Below are 17,057 nucleotides of genomic sequence, written 5' to 3'. Positions count from 1 at the left end.
CCGCTATGTCGGCATTTAGGGGTGATTTTATTAGCTCTTGGGCATTTTGTCATCAAGATCTGTCAATAATTCAGCCGTGATTTCGGCACTATGTTCGCCGCATGTTGGTGGTGAATGTCGATAGGATACAGGGGTTCTGCTGAATTTGACAGGATTGCCAATCAGATCGATTTTACCGCTTTTGGCGGTTGCATGTGGCATAGAAATTTTCATTTCACGCGTGGTTACCTGCTCTGACTCAAATACCTCTGGCAACGTGTTGATTGCCCCGCCGGGGACGCCATATTGCTCCATTTTGGCAACCATTTCAGCTGTGGTCAGTTTGGCGATTTCGGCAGTAAGAATAGGTACCAGCACATCGCGGTTTTTGACGCGGTTCATATTGGTCAGATAGTCGTTATGGGTAGCCAGATCGGCACGCCCGATTACCTTGCAGAAGCGGGCATATTGTGTGTCATTGCCAGCAGCCACAATGATATGTCCGTCAATGGTGGCAAACACTTGATAGGGAACAATGTTGGGATGGGCGTTGCCAAGCCGCTGTGGGGGCTGCCCCGAGATCAGGTAGTTGGTACCATTATTTATGAGCCACGCTACCTGGGTATCGGCAAGGCCAATATCTATATACTGGCCTTCTCCTGTTTTATTACGATGCTGCAAGGCCGCAAGCACCGCGGTACAGGCATAGAGGCCGCAGACAACATCAGCAACGGCCACGCCAACTTTCATTGGTTCGCCATCGGGGGCGCCAGTCAAGCTCATGATTCCACCAAAGGCCTGTGCCAGCAAATCATAACCGGGTAAATGTGCATTGGGGCCGGTCTGGCCAAAACCGCTAATCGCGCAATAGATGATGGCGGGATTAACAGCGGCGATGGCGTCATAATCAAGACCATATTTAGCCAGTCCACCAACCTTGAAATTTTCGACCATTATATCGCACTGTGCTGCCAATTTGCGCACAGTTTCTGCGCCTTCGGGCGTGGTGATATCAATGGCAAATGACCGTTTGTTTCGGTTTGATGATAGGTAATAGGCACTTTCGGCAGTTGGGACGCCGTCAGATCCGGTTACATAGGGCGGCCCCCAGCTACGCGTATCATCCCCAAGCCCGGGTTTTTCCACTTTGATAATATCGGCACCATAATCACCCATCAACTGCGTACAGGTTGGCCCCGCAAGGATGCGGGACAGGTCAAGAACCCTGATACCAGATAAAGGACCGTTGTTTTTAGGGGTTTGTGTGTCTTTTTCAATCATGCTTTACCGTAAGGCCAAATGTATAAATTTAACAATGTACTTTAAGAGCTGATGCTTGACAGGTAAATTCCTGTCGTCATCATGTTAGCCTTGATCTGGCGAGACTCAATAGAATAACCAAAAATACGCGATTTTAAGATGGGGTAGGTATTATGCATCAGCATTATGAGGCGCTGGCGAAAAACAAGGCTAATTATGTGCCGCTTTCGCCATTAAGTTTTATCCAGCGGACAACTGATCTATTTGGTGATCGTACAGCACTTATCTATGGCGACCGCCGCTATAGCTGGTCAGAGACCTATGATCGTTGTCGAGCGTTGGCCTCGGCGCTGGTTAAAATGGGTCTTGGCCTTGGGGATACGGTATCGGTGATTGCGGCGAATACCCCTGAAATGTTTGAAGCACATTATGGTATCCCGATGGCAGGATGTGTTCTGAACACTCTTAATACCAGAATCGAAGCCGAAACAATTGCTTATATTCTGGATAATAGTGATAGTCGTTTATTGATTGTTGATACAGCTTTCCATGAAACGGTGGTTGCTGCCTTAAAACTTCTAGATCGTGACATTCCGGTTATAGATATTCGCGATCCAGCGCTTGGTGATGTGCCCCATATTGGTGATCGCGATTATGAAGCCTTTATTGCTACGGGTGATAAAGATTATGACTGGGAGCTGCCCGAAGACGAATGGCAGGCGATTGCGCTAAGCTATACATCAGGTACATCTGGCCGCCCCAAAGGCGTGGTCTATCATCATCGAGGATCATATCTGATGAGTGTTGGCACCGTCACCGCATGGGAATTGCCACGCCATCCGACCTATCTTTATGTGGTGCCGATGTTTCATTGCAATGGCTGGGGTCACGCCTGGACAATGGCTTTAATGGCAGCAACGATTGTGCTGACCAGAACGATCACGGCGGCATCAATTTTTGAAGATATCGAAAAGCATAAGATTACGCATTTTGGTGGCGCACCAATAGTTTTGTCATTATTGGTCAATGCACCAGAAGATACACGGCCAAAGCTGGATTATAAGATCAAGGTGCTGACTGCGGGTGCGCCCCCGCCAGCAGCCATGCTGGAAAAAACAGCAGCAATGGGGCTGGAGGTCATGCAGGTCTATGGTCTGACTGAAACTTATGGTCATGTTACACAATGCCTATGGCGCGCGGAATGGGACGCGTTGACATTCGCGGAACAGGCTGACATTCAAAGCTGGCAGGGGATTGCCTTTCCAGTCGTCGAAGGCAGTGCTGTTGTTGAAAGCGCAACGGGCAAGGAAGTGCCCCGTGATGGCGAAACCCAGGGAGAAATTGTGGTGCGCGGCAATGTGGTAATGAAGGGCTATTATAAAGATGCCGAGGCCACATCAGCAGCAATGCGTGATGGCTGGTTCTATTCGGGTGATGCGGCGGTGTGGCACAAAAATGGTTATGTGCAGATCAAGGATCGTTTGAAAGATGTGATCATTTCTGGTGGCGAGAATATCTCATCGGTTGAAGTTGAGGGATATCTATACCGTCATCCGGATGTGATTGCAGCGGCGGTGGTGGCTAAGCCCGATGATAAATGGGGTGAAGTGCCATACGCCTTTGTTGAACTTAGAGACGGGGTAACCATCACCGAAGCGGAATTGCTGGAATGGTGCCGTGGGCAAATGGCAGGCTTCAAACGGCCAAAAGCCATCAAATTTGGTGAATTGCCAAAAACATCGACAGGCAAAATCCAGAAATTTGTTTTGCGCCAATCCATTCAGGATTAGCGCTTCGATTTGCTGTTATTTCTTCCGACGCAGATGCTTTTCGCCACCAGCTGAGCGTGTGTTAGGCTTGCCACCTGCACGGCTATTTGGCTTTGATTTTGGTTTGCCAGCTTTCGCAAAGGCAGGCTTACCGCCACGGTCATCGGGTTTTCTGTCGCCTCGATTACTGCTCCGGCTTTCGTCACGGCTTTCATTACGGCCATTACGTTGTTTTTCACCAGAATCCGCACGCCCGCCAAACGGTGGCTTTTTGCCAAATGATGGCTTTTTACTGAATGACGGTTTGCCGTCCTTGCCACTTGCGTCGTCGCGATTTCTATCTTTTTGAGGCCGGTCTGTACGTTGTGTACGGTCATCATGTGAACGCGTGGGGCGATCACCAGCCTTATCCCATGGTTTTTTCGCAAATGGTTTCTTGCCAAAGCTAGGCTTGCCACCCGTTTTTCCAGCACGCGCCGGTTTGCTGTTGGATGATGGTTTTGACGCGCCGCGTGTCGATCGGTTCTCATCATTGGCGCTATCGTTATGAGATGACCATTTGTTATTTGCCCGTGGTTTGCTATCACCCGGACTTTTATTCCATTTTCGGGTGCTGGTGTCACCTTCGCTTTGGCGTGCTGGTTTGCGACCACTATCTGAAGATCGGCTATTGCCACGTCCACTGTCTGCACGGCGATTATCCGAACGACCGCCTTCTGATCGTTCGCCTCTAGGCCGTCCAGATGCGCCGCGGTTGCCCGGACGTTGCCGGCTACGGCCTTTGGCTTTGGCAGGTTTGGCGTGAAAATCAGTGACTGGTTCACCATCCATGTCGAAAAGCTCTACACGGGGGCCAACAGCCGCGATGATAGCAGCAAGGCGTGGTTCTTCAGACGGAGAACAGAAAGATAAGGCAAGGCCACCCAGCCCCGCACGACCTGTTCGGCCAATCCGGTGAACATAGGCCTCGGGTGTATCAGTCAGGTCAAAATTGACCACATGCGACAAGCCAGCAATATCAATGCCGCGCGCAGCCACATCGGTTGCGATCAGGCCCTGTAATCGTCCATCACGGAAATTACGTAGCACTTTTTGGCGCAGGCCCTGACGCATATCACCATGCAAAGTATCAACAGCAAAGCCTCGATCTTCCATGAATTTGGAAAGTGCATCGGCGCGTCGTTTGGTGCGTACAAAGATCAAACATTGCCCAGTATCTTCATGATTCAGCACATCACAAAGCCGGTCACGCTTGTCAGCTTCGGCCATCAGGGTCACACGCTGGGTGATTTTATCGGCGGTGATACCAGATTGCGGGGCTTTAACCCGCTCGGGGTCTGTCAGAAATTCATTGCCAAGTTTTTCAATTTCGGGTGGCATTGTGGCAGAGAACAGCATGGTCTGGCGGTCAGCGGGCAAGGAAGCCGAAATATGCTTCATTGCCGGATAAAAACCAAGATCAAGCATGTGATCGGCTTCGTCCAAAATCCAATGGGTAATGCCGGACGGGTCGAATGAACCACGCTCCATAAGATCCATGAGTCGGCCTGGTGTGGCCACGACAATATCAACACCACGTTTTAGTCCACGAATCTGGCCTTCATAGCGCGCGCCACCAAATACACAAATATGCCGGATATTCATATCGGCAGACAGGCGCGAAAGATTTGCTGAAATCTGGTTCGCCAATTCACGCGTTGGCGCTAATATCAACGCCTTTGGAGGCTGGCCTGAACGTACGCTTGGCGAATAACTAAGCTGGGTCATGAGTGGCAGGAGAAAGGCCGCAGTCTTGCCAGTGCCGGTTTGTGCCAGACCGATTAGATCATGTCCCAACAGCAATAGTGGTATCGACATTTGCTGGATTGGTGTTGGTACAACCAACCCCTCACGGGCAAGGGTGCCAAGCATATTTTCAGGTAAATCGAAATCGGCAAATTTGCCGTTCGCAGAAGGTTGATCTGCGGAATCAGCATCGGTAAGGCTTGTCATAAGTAAAGTTTCCAGCAATAGCTTTTGGAGGGCGCTTTACACAAATCGCGCCTATTTGTTAGGCGGTTTATGCGCCCTAGTGGCGTTTTTGTCAATGCAGCGGCAGATCAGGACAATTTGTGGGTAAAACTGACGCGGCATATATTAGGCAAAGATGGCATTTCTTAGTGAAATGCGGCATATAAATAGTGTGGTCCCGTAGCTCATCAGGATAGAGCGACAGATTCCTAATATATTGTTCTTGCGAATCGTAAAAAATAATACATTATAAACAATATTTTATCTAATACAAAATCATTGTAAAAACATAAGTGAATAGAAAGTGAATGTAATCACTGTTGATTTTTGATGATTTGTAGTGGTGAGAGCGGCAGGACTCGAACCTGCTACCTCAAGATTCATCACACTATAGTTTTCACTACCATTCCCTAAAGAATGTTTGTGCGCTGGACTATCCCTTCATCATAGGAAAATGATTTCCTTTAGATGCTGCCCGTCTAGTCTCTACACCTTCATCTTGCGATGCTTGACTCGGGATTGCCATTTTACAGGTTTCCCCGACTTTGAGCAGTTCTACATTCACCGTTTCCAGTGATGCACCCAATCTTTCATAGGAATCTTGCGCTCTATCCTGATGAGCTACGCCCCCATACCACTACACTGATTGTCTATCATAGAACTTATGATTAAAGAAGTTTTATGATGTTCTAAAAGGTGTTCAACAACCCTAGTGTGTCATTGTGTGTGATATACACAAAACCCCCCACAGGACATTCTGCGAGGGGTTCTATTTTCATAATAAATCACCACTCAAGGAGAGCAGTGGTTCAACCCATTAGTGTCCTTTTGCGTTGTCAACAAATCCACCAGAAGTGAATCGTCTAAATCTAACTTCTTGTTCCCTATCAAGTTTGTTTCGTTACTGATTTGCATCAATATTTTTTATCATCGGATTCCCCTTTGATTCCTATCCATCTGAGCGTTCTGTTCGCCCAGCAGTAATGTTTGTTGAGAAATCTCACCAAACATCTTCACCAGCACCTTTCGTGCGGCAATCTCATCTTTTGATTTGATATATTCGTTGCCGAGCGTGACGAGTTTCTTACCCGATGCGTCTATGCGTTGTTTGAGTTGTTGTATGTCCATACCTCTGTTCCTTTCAGAGGTATTTATATGGATTGGATTAAACTCAAAAATTGTGATTAAATTTTACTATGAGAGACATTCTTACAGCACTTCTAATTCTTCTGTTTCCAACTTTGAGTTGGTCACTCGATAGTTCGCTCACTCCCCAAGATGTATTCAACAGATTTCCATTGTGCAGCATTTTATCTTCGTATGGGCAACGGTGTAAGTTTATGCCGCCTACTCAGGCATCGTCATTTACTCCAAGTCAGATTGCTAACCTGCGAAAAGTCCATTTTAGCGATGACACCGTTGAAATAACGACTGATGGTTGGAATTACTCCCTTACAATTAGCGATCTAAACGATCGCAAAGCAAAACTCACATTCTCAGATGATGCAAAATTAGCGAGTTACCTAACTACGGTTGATTACAACTTAGAGTGGCAGGAAACATCAGAGAATTGGTTCATAATTAGTAGAGTAGTGACCTTTATAAGAGGTAGTATGGAAGACAAAAAAGTTGAAGGTGTATTGTCTAGATATGCCAAACCTATCCCTTTCATAGAGAGTAAATGATGTTGAGGAAAATTATAAAAGCATCGGTTGCCTTGCTAGTTCTCCTTGTCATTGCTGCAGGATCAATAATCTACATCTCAATGGAGCAGGAACACTCTAGAACTCAGATTGAACCTTTTGGTCTAAGTCTGGGTTTGAGAGATGTTGGGTATGTAGAGACTAAATCACCAAATCGGGAGAGAGTGGATACCGTGTTCGTCTCAACACCTATGATTAGTCACAGAGCATTTGAAAAATTGGATCCAAATGGATACTGCCGGACAACCTTTGGTGACCGTTTGACTGCACCCTCTTTTGCATATTACCTCAAAGAGACCCCGAACCCCCTCCAATTACCTAATCCGATATCGAATGATGTAATTTACAGAGTTTATGTCCACCCCATTATAGGCATCTATGCAATAAGTGCGTTAATTAATCCAAAACCACCGTCAAATTACATTGGTGAATGGTATACTTGGAATTTTCATGTCCACGACATTGTAAAAAATGAAGTCTTGGACACATTAGAGAAAAAATACCCCAACCTTCTTGTCTATGTGACATCGCTATTTGATGGAAATAAAAAAGATTTTGAATCGTTTCGGACTGATGATGATGGTCGTCGCGTTCATATAACTTTTGACTATCAGCAATATGGTTCGCGGCAAGATGGCGGCGGAACTTCGCTGAGTTATGTCTGGCACTTCATGGGCATCTTGGACAAAGAACAAGATATTGCAACCAATAGATTTGATAAATGTAATGAAGAACTAACACCAATTTATCAAACTTTTGAGAGGGAGAGAAAAGATAAAGAGGAAAAAAAGAGACAAGACGAGGACATAAAACGCAGACTTGAAGAAGAGCGTAAGAAAACCGTGAAGAGCACCCTTTAGTTGCCTGACTTCTTTTTGATATGAAACCCCACACCAGTGCAGTCAAAGCGCACTGGTGGGTGATTGGTAGAGATTTTATCAACTAATTGTCAAAAAATGAAAAAACAGCATACTGTTTGGTATGTCCAAGCAGTTTGATGATTTGTCCAATTTTATTCTGAATGAGATGAGAATGTCTCATATCTATCAGCCAGTGATGTTGATAGAACTTCTAGGCAGACAGGGTTCAGCATCAACCACAGAGATTGCAAAGTCACTCTTGGGGCATGATGTGTCTCAAGTTGAATACTATGAGCACATCACCAAGAACATGGTTGGCAAAGTCCTCACACAAAGCAGAGGCATCACTTCTAAAGACAAGAACGAATACTCCTTGAATGGTTTTGATGGTCTTAGTGAGAGTGAGATCTCAGAACTCATAAATCTGTGTCATTCTAAGATTGAGGAGTTCTTGGACAAGCGTGGTGACAAAGTCTGGAATCACAGGCGGAAATCATCTGGATATATCTCTGGCACATTGAGATATGAAATTCTCAAAAGAGCAAAGTTCAGATGTGAACTGTGTGGCATATCAGCAGATCAGAAAGCGTTAGAGGTTGATCACATCGTCCCACGCAATAGCGGTGGTGGTGATGAACAATCTAATCTCCAGGCGCTTTGTTACTCCTGTAATGCAATGAAGCGAGACAGAGATGACACTGACTTTCGTGAAATCAATAAGTCTTATGAGCACCGTGAAAACGGATGCATCTTTTGTGAGATTCCACAAGAACGAGTGGTTGCAGAGAATGAACTAGCATACGCAATCCTTGATGCGTTTCCTGTAACAGAGCAACACACACTCATTATCCCAAAGCGTCATGTCTCAGACTATTTTGAACTGCATCAACCAGAACGAAATGCGATGCAGAGACTTTTGGAAGAGCGCAGACAGGTGATCATGGATAGCGATAACACTATCACTGGTTTCAATGTTGGTAACAATGTTGGTGAGGATGCAGGGCAAACAGTTATGCACTGTCACACTCATCTAATACCAAGACGCAAAGGCGATGTTGAAGAACCACGAGGCGGTGTGCGTGGTGTGATAGCACATAAGCAGAAGTATTGAGGGATAGTTTATGCCAATTGTTTACATATTAACGAATGAATGTATGCCCGACACCATCAAGATTGGTATCACTGAAAACCTTGAACAGCGTATCAAGCAACTAGACAACACCAGCGTAGCGCTACCTTTTGAGTGTTATTATGCAGTAGAAGTTCCAGATGCATCTCTGATTGAGAAGAAGATGCATCAAGGATTAGACGATTGTCGTGTTCGTCAAAGCAGAGAGTTTTTCAACACCACTCCAGAAAGAGCGAAATCACTTCTTGAGATAGCAGAAGTTATGGGTGGAAAGAATGTCACCCCCACTACCGATATTGTTGAGTCTCCCCAAGATCAGGAAGCGTTAAACAGAGCGAGAGAAACTAGAAAACGATTTAATTTTGGGATTTTAGGATTGGATAAGGGAACTGTCCTTCGGTTTAAGAAAGACAGCACAATTACCTGCACCGTGGCAAATGATACCCAAGTAAATTTTCGGAACGAGTTAATGTCTCTATCTCGCTCAGCAGACATTGTTCTGAGAGAGATGGGTTATGATTGGGCGGCGGTTCAAGGAACTATTTGGTGGTGTTTGGATGGGGAAACTCTTCATCACCTTAGGATGGAGAGAGAATAAGTGCCGTTAGCATATTTAGCATTTATTGCAGGAATGTTCGGAACACTCTTTGGTTGTTTTTGGATGAACCATAACTTTTTAGGCATAAGCGGCGATATAGATAGAGTTGGTCTGTCCTTTTGGATTTTCATATTCGGATCCATAGCACTGAGTATTTATGTTGGTTATCTGTGTTTATCACTAGTGGACAAGTTGATTGATAAAGCACTTGGAGATGACGATGAGTGAGCAAAAATCAGATGCGTTTTTCATCAAGGGCCTCGGTGTCTTTGGACTGTTTGGATGGTATCTCTTATACAATGGAATTTTTAACGGTGAATGGATTAACCCATGGAATTTATTGCCTAGTGCTCTAATGAACGCTGGTTTGTTTAGTTTCGTATTTGGTTGGTTATTCTCAATTGTGGTGTTTATTTCTCCACTCTTCACAATTTTTCTGGTGATTTCGTTATTTCAAAAAAATGATGGTGAAGAGTCATCGTAATTCACTCAATCAGTTCGTAATTTACGCTGCACCAACACCCTTGAACCTCATTTTGGTATGAGTCCACACCAAAATATCTAATTCATCTCACCTAGTTATTTGTCGTGGTTTCATCACCACAAATCTATTTCTTTTCTCGTTATAAAGTGGTTCAGGAACACCACTGCTTCATATTTTTTTATCGTTTCTTGTGCTTATTCCGCTGAAGTCTTTTATCTCATAAAAACAAGGTGACTTTCCGCTGATGTAAGTTGTTGTTTGTCCTGTGCAACACAACGAGCAAGAGACTTACGGATATATTCCGCTGGGTTTACATCCAACCCCTCACAAACCTCATCTATTGAGTCTTTGAGTGTGTAAGTCATTCTTACTGGGTATTGGTAATCTAGATTTCTTTTCATTTATGCTTACTCCTTTTCATCATCTATTTATTCGGTTTCCCACTGAGAAACTCTACTCGTGTCCAAAGTAATCTTTGCACCATTGAGTTGCAGCAAGTGCCTGTTCCATTTGTTCCTGTTTCTCAAAATCCAAACGCATCTGTTCATTCATCTCATCTTGAGTTTGAGGAATAGGTTTCCAAAAGTAAGGACAAACAGAACTTAGGTTTGATGCTGACGCATCAAATGCTTCGCAAGGTTCTATTGATGAAGAACAATACCTACAGGGATTCAAACCACAGTGATAAAGACTAGAGTCATCTGTCTCTAATGAATCTATGTTGAAAGTAGACATAGCTACTTAGGCGTTTAGATTGAAATTCGTTTCACTCCACCCAAAATATTTTATTTCGTGTGGGGTGAAGTGTTTCGTTAAAGTTTCCCAATCAGTCTCAACTGGTTCATCCTCAACCACTTTTGTTGGTGATTGGATATGCATCTGTTTGTATCCAACCCCATCATCCTTACTGACTAGTTCTTTGGGATAATATGTTTGTCTAAAATCTTCATCTTCACTCTTCTTGTTCCAACGATGAACTTGAAGTCTCAACCTTGCACCAGTGTAAGGTTTCTTCTCTTCATCAAAGAACTCTATGTCGGTGAGTGCTTGGGCCAGTTCTTCATAGGTGCTGACTGTGTTTTTCGCAGTGTTAAAACTTTGAAGGGCAATGTCCTTCATCGCTATAAATAGTTGTTGGGAATGCTTCATTTCCTGCCTCCAATAATATGTTTCAGTGCGAAGAACGGTGGTGTGTTTCCATCACCGTTTCTTCATTTCTATTTATAAGGTTGGGATGCAGTAAAATGCCTGGGGATGCGTTTTTTCTGTAGGGTAGTGCAAATAAGTCACACTACGATTTGGGGGAGGGTGGCACCACATTTCTCTCTAGGTTCAACCCTACTTTTGTAGGTTAGAAATTTGCTGTCAGTTTTTGACGGTGGCCTAATTGACACATTGATGAGAAACTGGCTAAGTAGAAGATATTCTGTTATAGTTGATTCATGATGAGTGAAGAGCAAAGATTCAGTTTTAGTTCAGTCGCAAGTGGTTTTGATGAACACATCACAAAGTCGATACGAGGTTATACAGACTTAAGAGATGATGTTGTAGGCATATCCAGATACTTCGTTTTGGACGAAACCAATGTTCTTGATATTGGATGCTCGCAAGGCACGATGCTCAAACGCATCAAGGATGAAAACACTCAAGCACCCAATGCGAACTATACTGGCATCGAGATAAACAAGGATTTCAAACAACATTGGAAACAAGAAACCAATCTTAAATATAAAGTTGAAGATGTAAGGGAAAGTGATGCTCTCTCAAATATGTCCTTCGCAATCTCGCTATTCACATTCCAGTTCCTTGCAGAGAAAGACAGACTATCTCTCTTGCAGAAAATCTATGACAACCTTGTTGATGGTGGTGCATTCGTAACGGCCGAGAAAATCTACTCAATGAATGCCAAAGTCCAAGATATGGTGGACTCCCTCTATTACGATTTCAAAAGACAGTCATTCACGGAAAAAGAGATTCTAGATAAGGAGCAAGAACTAAGACACCTTGCGAAACTCACAACTGAAAATCTTCTTATCTCACAACTTCGTTCCGTAGGTTTTCGGGGCATCCAAATCTTTTGGAGAAATTTCAACTTCATTGGTGTTCTGGCAATGAAACGCCCACCAGAGGATGTTGGAGATGAATAAACCCAACTATCTCTCACTTGAACAACACGCAAAACGCATCAACGACACTGATGCAACTATTCGTGACAACATAATGCTCAAGGCAGATTACATTGTCAGTGCGATAGAAGAATTGGGTGAGGGTTATGCAAAGGATTTAGCAGAACTGATTGGGATGAACAAAAGCACCTTATCCAGATGGCAATCCATCGGTGTGAGTGAAATAATTAAAACTAATCAATCAAAACTGCCATCATCATTTGGTGCGTTATACAATCTCACTGTTTTAGAACGCAGTTATGAAAGTCACTTTGGGAAGGGGCAGGGAAAGAAACGCATCCAACAACATATGGATAAGGGTGAGATTACACCGTCCAGTGGAAGGGATGCGATTGCGACCCTTTTAGAAAGACAGCAAACAAGGATTTCAAAAAAGAAAGCAAAAGAAACTGAAAAGAAACTAGAGGGTCTCGTTGAGACAAAGGACATCGACACACCCACATCACTGAAAGACTTCATTGAACGAGGTGATCTGTTTCATACGATTATTTTCCAACCCTCTTCCACCCAACTCAATGAGTGGGGAAAACTGGATTTTCCTGTAGATATTGGTGATGCCTATCCAATACAGGACATTAGAAAAACAACCCAAACTGCACCTGTTTTCATCTTTCTTGTGATTAGTAGAATCAAACTCTCATTGGGTATTAGATGTCTTGAAGGATGGGGATTTGGTTACAAGGACTATATCCCATTCGGTAATGATGTTGTTTTGATTGGAGTTAGAGGCCAATCTGGTGACTTGACTGTATCTTCCAGTTTCAAAACCATTGATGAAGTCATCAAGTTTGCTGAGAAAAGTTCTGTTGCACCAAGAATGCTGATTGGTGTGAAGGGTAACTTGGATGGTTGGTCGGTTTGCAATGAATAACCGATTTACAACATACACGATGGACGATGTGTCCAGGCAATCCAGCAAAGAACTGTTTACCGTTGTATCCACATTTGCTGGTGGTGGTGGGTCTTCGACAGGATACAAACTTGCTGGTGGTAAAGTTCTTGCCGCAAACGAGTTTGTTCCAGAAGCAGTGGAAACCTACAAACAAAACTATCCAGACACTATTGTTGATAGCAGTGATATTCGCAAAATCACTGGTTCAAAGAAAGAGGGTGTCCTTAGTTGGTTTCGTTCCTTTGGAGTTGAACAGGGTGAGTTGGATATTCTGGATGGTTCTCCACCTTGTGCAACATTCTCAAAGGCCATTGGAAAAAGGGAAGAGGACAGAGAGAAACATCTCGCAAAGAACAAAAAGTATAGTGAGGTAGAGCAGGACAGAATAGGGATGCTCATTCACGATTATGTCTATCTCGCAAACTGCGCTCGTCCAAAAATATGTATCCTTGAGAATGTTCCAGAGATTGGGAGTTCGACTGTGTTTCACGATGCACTCAAAAGGTTGCGTGGTGCTGGATACTTTGTTGAGTTCAAGAGACTCAAGGCGCATCACTATGGAGTTCCTCAACGCAGAGAGAGAATGTTTGTCATTGGTGTCCGTAAAGACATTTGTGAAAAGATAGGAATCAAGGAAGAGGTCGAGATAAAGAAACTCTTTCCCATTGGAAGTTCCTACGCACCATCAGTTAGTGATGCTCTATCGACTTTGGAACTCGATGAACGAGACAAACAAGAGATTGCACTCATAAGGCAATCCATAAGGAAAACGGCGTCTTATGAAATCATCAGGGCAATACCAAAGAACCCTGCCCGTCCATCTAGACTCCACGAACATTACAAGGGATTCAAAAACTTTTACTTCAACACCTACAGATGTGCTTGGGGTGAACCAGCACCGACAATCACACAGTCTGGAAATCAGTTAGGTGGAAGAGGTGGTATCTGTCATCCAGAGGAAGATAGAACATACACCATAAGAGAGTTGAAACGACTTTCCGCTTTACCAGATGATTTCAAACTTACTGGAACATTCAATCAACAAGCAGAACGCATAGGGAGAATGGTGCCACCATTGATGACAACTGCTATTGCTGCGAGTGTATATGAGAATGTTTTACGAGTTTCCCAGTGAGAAACCGAGGGTAAATAAAAATGGCGATAAAAATCATACCACCTGACAATGATAGAAAAGAATTATTTGAAAAATCAGTGAAACCACTGCTTGTTGCATCTGAGAAAAATAATGCTGTTGATAAATGGATGTTCAACCTAACAGAGGATGGCGAGGTAAATACTAACTCTGTAGTGTTTGTATCTACTCAGCATAAGAAGATATTCGTCATCGAAGGCATTCATAAAACCAAACAACCACCGCCACAAAAACCATTGGTTTTGCCCGATTTATCGCATCTGCCAGATGAACAAGCAAAAAAATACGCATTCCAACAAAAGAGAGATCACAGTAGATCTCACGCTCTTGTTCATGGATTGCCCAAGAAAGTCAGAGTGCCGAGGAAAAACGGCACATGGAAGGAAGAAACACAAACTTGGTCTGCTCATTTGGGTCACTGGCACTTACACAACGGACGATACATTGGTGGTTCTTTGGTGGTTTATGGAACAGGCAAAGTGCCTGATTTAAGTGAACTCGCAAGCGATATAGATTTTGATCTTTGGATGCAAGACATCGAAAAAAAATCTTTCCAACCTTACCAGCAGATAAGTTCTAAGTGGAAAATGAATAAAGAGTATTGAACACGGCTGTTCCAAAAGTCCTAAAAAATATATCCCTCAAAACCGTTGCTGGTCATAGGGGTATTTTTCCGTATTTGGGTGTTCCAGAACCACATACTTTGGAACAATTAGATTTGTATTAGGTTAATTAACCCACTTATCCTTCGACAATTTTATATGCGACTTTATAACCCGCATTTTCGATGTTTTGTGCAGATGATGGAAATTCATGGGAAGATCTTTTTAGGGTTTCTTCCAACCTTTGCGTAATTTCACTCAATAATTCCTCTTTAGAATAAAGTTCAAAAAAAGACTTTATACTTTGTAAAGTCTCTTCACCTAGGATGTCCTGAAGTCGTTGTTGAACTTCTTTCGTGAATGAACCAGAGTGATAGATCAGTAGTGCAGACTTCCATACCGATATGTCTTTTTCAAATTCTGTTTTTCTCAACCTGACCTGCCCGTCGACAAATTTCTCAAGATCTTTAACAACCCGCGAATCAATTTGATGGATCGTTTCTTGTGTCAGTCGATCCAAATCCTCAATGGAGTGGACTGACATCGCAAACCATAACAAGGAACGACACCTAATCAGCATGGATGGATGCGTGCTATTCTTAGACTCTCCTTTAGAGGGATTGGAAATCATGTTAGTTTGTGACATGAAACTTGCCACATCAAATCTCAAGAATTGATTATTCAATCCAGATGCGGTCTTGATAATAGCCTGCAAAGACTCTTCTTGATTTCCAATAGAAAGATAACCAAGACGGTCCGCAGACAACTCTCGTGCTCTTCTCACCATAAAGTCTTCAGATGTTCCTTCAGATAAATACTGAGAACACGCTCCATGTCCGAGTAGAAAATGTCCAAGTTCATGTCCAGCGACGAATTTGAATTCGTTTTCGTCCATAAGGTTAATGAGACCGGATGTGAACCGCAGAACGCAAGTGTCTGGGGAGTCGATCAAACAATCAGCCTGGACTTCAGGACTATTATATACAAATGCGGTGACACACTCCCTCGGGATATACAGGGATTCACACACAGAGTTTAGTTGATCATGAAGAGAGGGTGTAACTGATTTGGAGATTAAAACTCCGTGCCTCAACATGGTGTCCTTGTGATCTTCTCTACCTTTGAGATCATGAGGACCAACGGACTTAGATGGTTTGTCCTCAGAAATCCGGATAAAGTCTGCAATCCTTCTTGCCCGATCGAGATCAACCATATTTCTTTCTTAAAGTAGCAATATTATCCAACATGTTTTGAGCTGATTGGCGTTCCTCTCCCTCTGGAAGAGAATTCAATCTGTTGCTCCATTTCTGAAATTCGGTTCGAAGATGTTTTCTCTTTTGTTCATCAGTCCAAGATGACTCGATACCAACTAGGGACTCCATACCTTCTTCTGAAGTTAGTTCAGTTGACAGGTTAAGGGTGACCTTCTCTCTCATTTTCTCTATTTCATCCATGTCGAGACCGAGAGACTTAGCAACATTTCTAATCACTGACATCTCTTCTGGGTCTGCAACTCCATCTGCTGCCATAACATCCAAGCAAAGTTCAATTGCGTCATACTTTGACTTTTTGTCACCTATTTCTGCCAACCGTTCGACAAGATCAGATAATACAAGTGATCCTTTCTTTGCTTGGTCAAACCCTTCTTTAAGAGATTTATTGAACATTGTTTTCAATCTCTTTTGTTTACTATCTGAGAAGGATGCAACTTCTTTTATAATCCACGACTTGAGAACTTCCCCTTCAGGATCATCAAGAGATCCATCCGCCATTGCAACTGCAACACCAATTTTTAGTGAAATAGACTGTGACTCTTCCCGATCTTTAGACGCTTCTTCGTAACCCTTATCTGTAAAGTGATGGGTAAATGGTAGGGTCTCAAGAAGGATCAATTCACCGTCATCACTTGAACCACCGGCTACGATTGTAATTGGATCGTTCGTATTGAACATTCGGACAACAATGTGAATTTCACGATCTCCAGAATAAGGAGGTTGGATTAGTTCAGGAATTATAACTCCTAATTGAATCCAATCTGTTAATGATGAACCTTCTCCAACTCTCCCAAAATCATCTGACATATAATAGCAAATGGTTGACTCTTCTTGAGCCGCTTCAACGATTGACAACACCGGACGGTATTTTTCCTCCCCGTCAGTGACATCAAATGCTGAAATCGCAAACGATATGTTCATGTCTCTTGTATTTGGAAGTCTGCCACGAAACATGATTTTCTTGATCAACCAACCAGTTTTTTCATGTTTGTCATCAACAAATTTTAATTGGGGAGGACCAAAGTAGGTTTCTTTTCCAGTGACGGCTTTCTTTACTGCCCGTCCTCCTGCACGCACTCCATGACCTATCAGACTGAGGACAAATTGAACCCCAACCCAGAAGATTACGACACCAATAATTCCACCAATTAATTCCAT

General features: G+C 43.5%; 17 protein-coding genes. 11 read left to right on the top strand and 6 right to left on the bottom strand.

What is annotated here, in order from left to right:
* Window positions 1-30: 30 nt before the first annotated feature.
* Window positions 31-1,260 (bottom strand): CaiB/BaiF CoA transferase family protein, encoded by a 1,230-nt coding sequence (locus SAR116_RS07055; protein WP_013046236.1) that lies wholly within the window; start codon window positions 1,258-1,260, stop codon window positions 31-33.
* Between the two features lie 152 nt (window positions 1,261-1,412).
* Here SAR116_RS07055 and SAR116_RS07050 point away from each other — a divergent pair, with 152 nt between their 5' ends.
* Window positions 1,413-3,029: an acyl-CoA synthetase gene (locus SAR116_RS07050; RefSeq protein WP_013046235.1), complete on the top strand. Its 1,617-nt coding sequence runs from the start codon at window positions 1,413-1,415 to the stop codon at window positions 3,027-3,029.
* A 15-nt stretch (window positions 3,030-3,044) separates the two neighbouring features.
* On the opposite strand, the gene SAR116_RS07045 is transcribed toward SAR116_RS07050, so the two are convergent.
* Both SAR116_RS07045 and SAR116_RS07040 read right to left on the bottom strand, forming a co-directional pair.
* Entirely contained in the window at window positions 3,045-5,000 is a 1,956-nt protein-coding gene (locus SAR116_RS07045) for a DEAD/DEAH box helicase (RefSeq protein ID WP_013046234.1), read from the bottom strand.
* 945 nt (window positions 5,001-5,945) lie between these two features.
* Window positions 5,946-6,146 (bottom strand): hypothetical protein, encoded by a 201-nt coding sequence (locus tag SAR116_RS07040; protein WP_041860841.1) that lies wholly within the window; start codon window positions 6,144-6,146, stop codon window positions 5,946-5,948.
* A 212-nt stretch (window positions 6,147-6,358) separates the two neighbouring features.
* Here SAR116_RS07040 and SAR116_RS07035 point away from each other — a divergent pair, with 212 nt between their 5' ends.
* The 6 genes from SAR116_RS07035 to SAR116_RS07010 all read left to right on the top strand — a co-directional run bounded on the left by SAR116_RS07035 (window position 6,359) and on the right by SAR116_RS07010 (window position 9,792).
* Complete coding sequence (locus SAR116_RS07035; RefSeq protein ID WP_041860840.1) at window positions 6,359-6,703, top strand: hypothetical protein; 345 nt, start codon at window positions 6,359-6,361, stop codon at window positions 6,701-6,703.
* Window positions 6,700-7,581 (top strand): hypothetical protein, encoded by an 882-nt coding sequence (locus tag SAR116_RS07030; RefSeq protein ID WP_041860839.1) that lies wholly within the window; start codon window positions 6,700-6,702, stop codon window positions 7,579-7,581. The genes SAR116_RS07035 and SAR116_RS07030 overlap by 4 nt, the downstream gene beginning before the upstream one ends.
* A 121-nt stretch (window positions 7,582-7,702) precedes the next feature.
* On the top strand, window positions 7,703-8,692 hold the full coding sequence (locus SAR116_RS07025) for an HIT family protein (RefSeq protein ID WP_013046232.1): 990 nt from the start codon (window positions 7,703-7,705) through the stop codon (window positions 8,690-8,692).
* Between the two features lie 10 nt (window positions 8,693-8,702).
* Entirely contained in the window at window positions 8,703-9,308 is a 606-nt protein-coding gene (locus tag SAR116_RS07020; RefSeq protein WP_041860838.1) for a GIY-YIG nuclease family protein, read from the top strand.
* Window positions 9,309-9,536, top strand: coding sequence for a hypothetical protein (locus SAR116_RS07015; protein WP_041860837.1), 228 nt, complete (start codon window positions 9,309-9,311; stop codon window positions 9,534-9,536).
* The gene (locus SAR116_RS07010) at window positions 9,529-9,792 is read left to right on the top strand and encodes a hypothetical protein (protein WP_041860836.1); all 264 of its coding nucleotides are present in this window, start codon (window positions 9,529-9,531) and stop codon (window positions 9,790-9,792) included. Before SAR116_RS07015 ends, SAR116_RS07010 begins: the two co-directional genes overlap by 8 nt.
* A gap of 741 nt (window positions 9,793-10,533) precedes the next feature.
* On the opposite strand, the gene SAR116_RS07005 is transcribed toward SAR116_RS07010, so the two are convergent.
* Complete coding sequence (locus tag SAR116_RS07005) at window positions 10,534-10,941, bottom strand: hypothetical protein (RefSeq protein ID WP_041860835.1); 408 nt, start codon at window positions 10,939-10,941, stop codon at window positions 10,534-10,536.
* A 293-nt stretch (window positions 10,942-11,234) separates the two neighbouring features.
* Between SAR116_RS07005 and SAR116_RS07000 the strand changes: the two genes are divergently transcribed.
* Genes SAR116_RS07000 through SAR116_RS06985 form a run of 4 tightly spaced genes read left to right on the top strand, consistent with a single transcriptional unit; the run spans window position 11,235 to window position 14,628 of the window.
* Entirely contained in the window at window positions 11,235-11,939 is a 705-nt protein-coding gene (locus tag SAR116_RS07000; protein ID WP_013046231.1) for a methyltransferase, read from the top strand.
* On the top strand, window positions 11,932-12,849 hold the full coding sequence (locus SAR116_RS06995) for a hypothetical protein (RefSeq protein ID WP_013046230.1): 918 nt from the start codon (window positions 11,932-11,934) through the stop codon (window positions 12,847-12,849). Before SAR116_RS07000 ends, SAR116_RS06995 begins: the two co-directional genes overlap by 8 nt.
* Window positions 12,824-14,005, top strand: coding sequence for a DNA cytosine methyltransferase (locus SAR116_RS06990; protein ID WP_013046229.1), 1,182 nt, complete (start codon window positions 12,824-12,826; stop codon window positions 14,003-14,005). The genes SAR116_RS06995 and SAR116_RS06990 overlap by 26 nt, the downstream gene beginning before the upstream one ends.
* A gap of 20 nt (window positions 14,006-14,025) precedes the next feature.
* Complete coding sequence (locus SAR116_RS06985) at window positions 14,026-14,628, top strand: hypothetical protein (protein WP_013046228.1); 603 nt, start codon at window positions 14,026-14,028, stop codon at window positions 14,626-14,628.
* 136 nt (window positions 14,629-14,764) lie between these two features.
* Here the strand turns inward: SAR116_RS06985 and SAR116_RS06980 are convergent, their stop codons facing one another.
* Entirely contained in the window at window positions 14,765-15,838 is a 1,074-nt protein-coding gene (locus tag SAR116_RS06980; RefSeq protein WP_013046227.1) for a M48 family metallopeptidase, read from the bottom strand.
* Window positions 15,831-17,057 carry a tellurite resistance TerB family protein gene (locus tag SAR116_RS06975; RefSeq protein WP_013046226.1) on the bottom strand — a complete coding sequence of 409 codons (1,227 nt, stop codon included), beginning with the start codon at window positions 17,055-17,057 and terminating at the stop codon, window positions 15,831-15,833. Before SAR116_RS06975 ends, SAR116_RS06980 begins: the two co-directional genes overlap by 8 nt.

Source organism: Candidatus Puniceispirillum marinum IMCC1322 (genome assembly GCF_000024465.1).
GTDB lineage: Bacteria > Pseudomonadota > Alphaproteobacteria > Puniceispirillales > Puniceispirillaceae > Puniceispirillum > Puniceispirillum marinum.
Note: the sequence above shows the minus strand (reverse complement) of the source record. Positions and strands in the feature narration are given on the sequence as shown.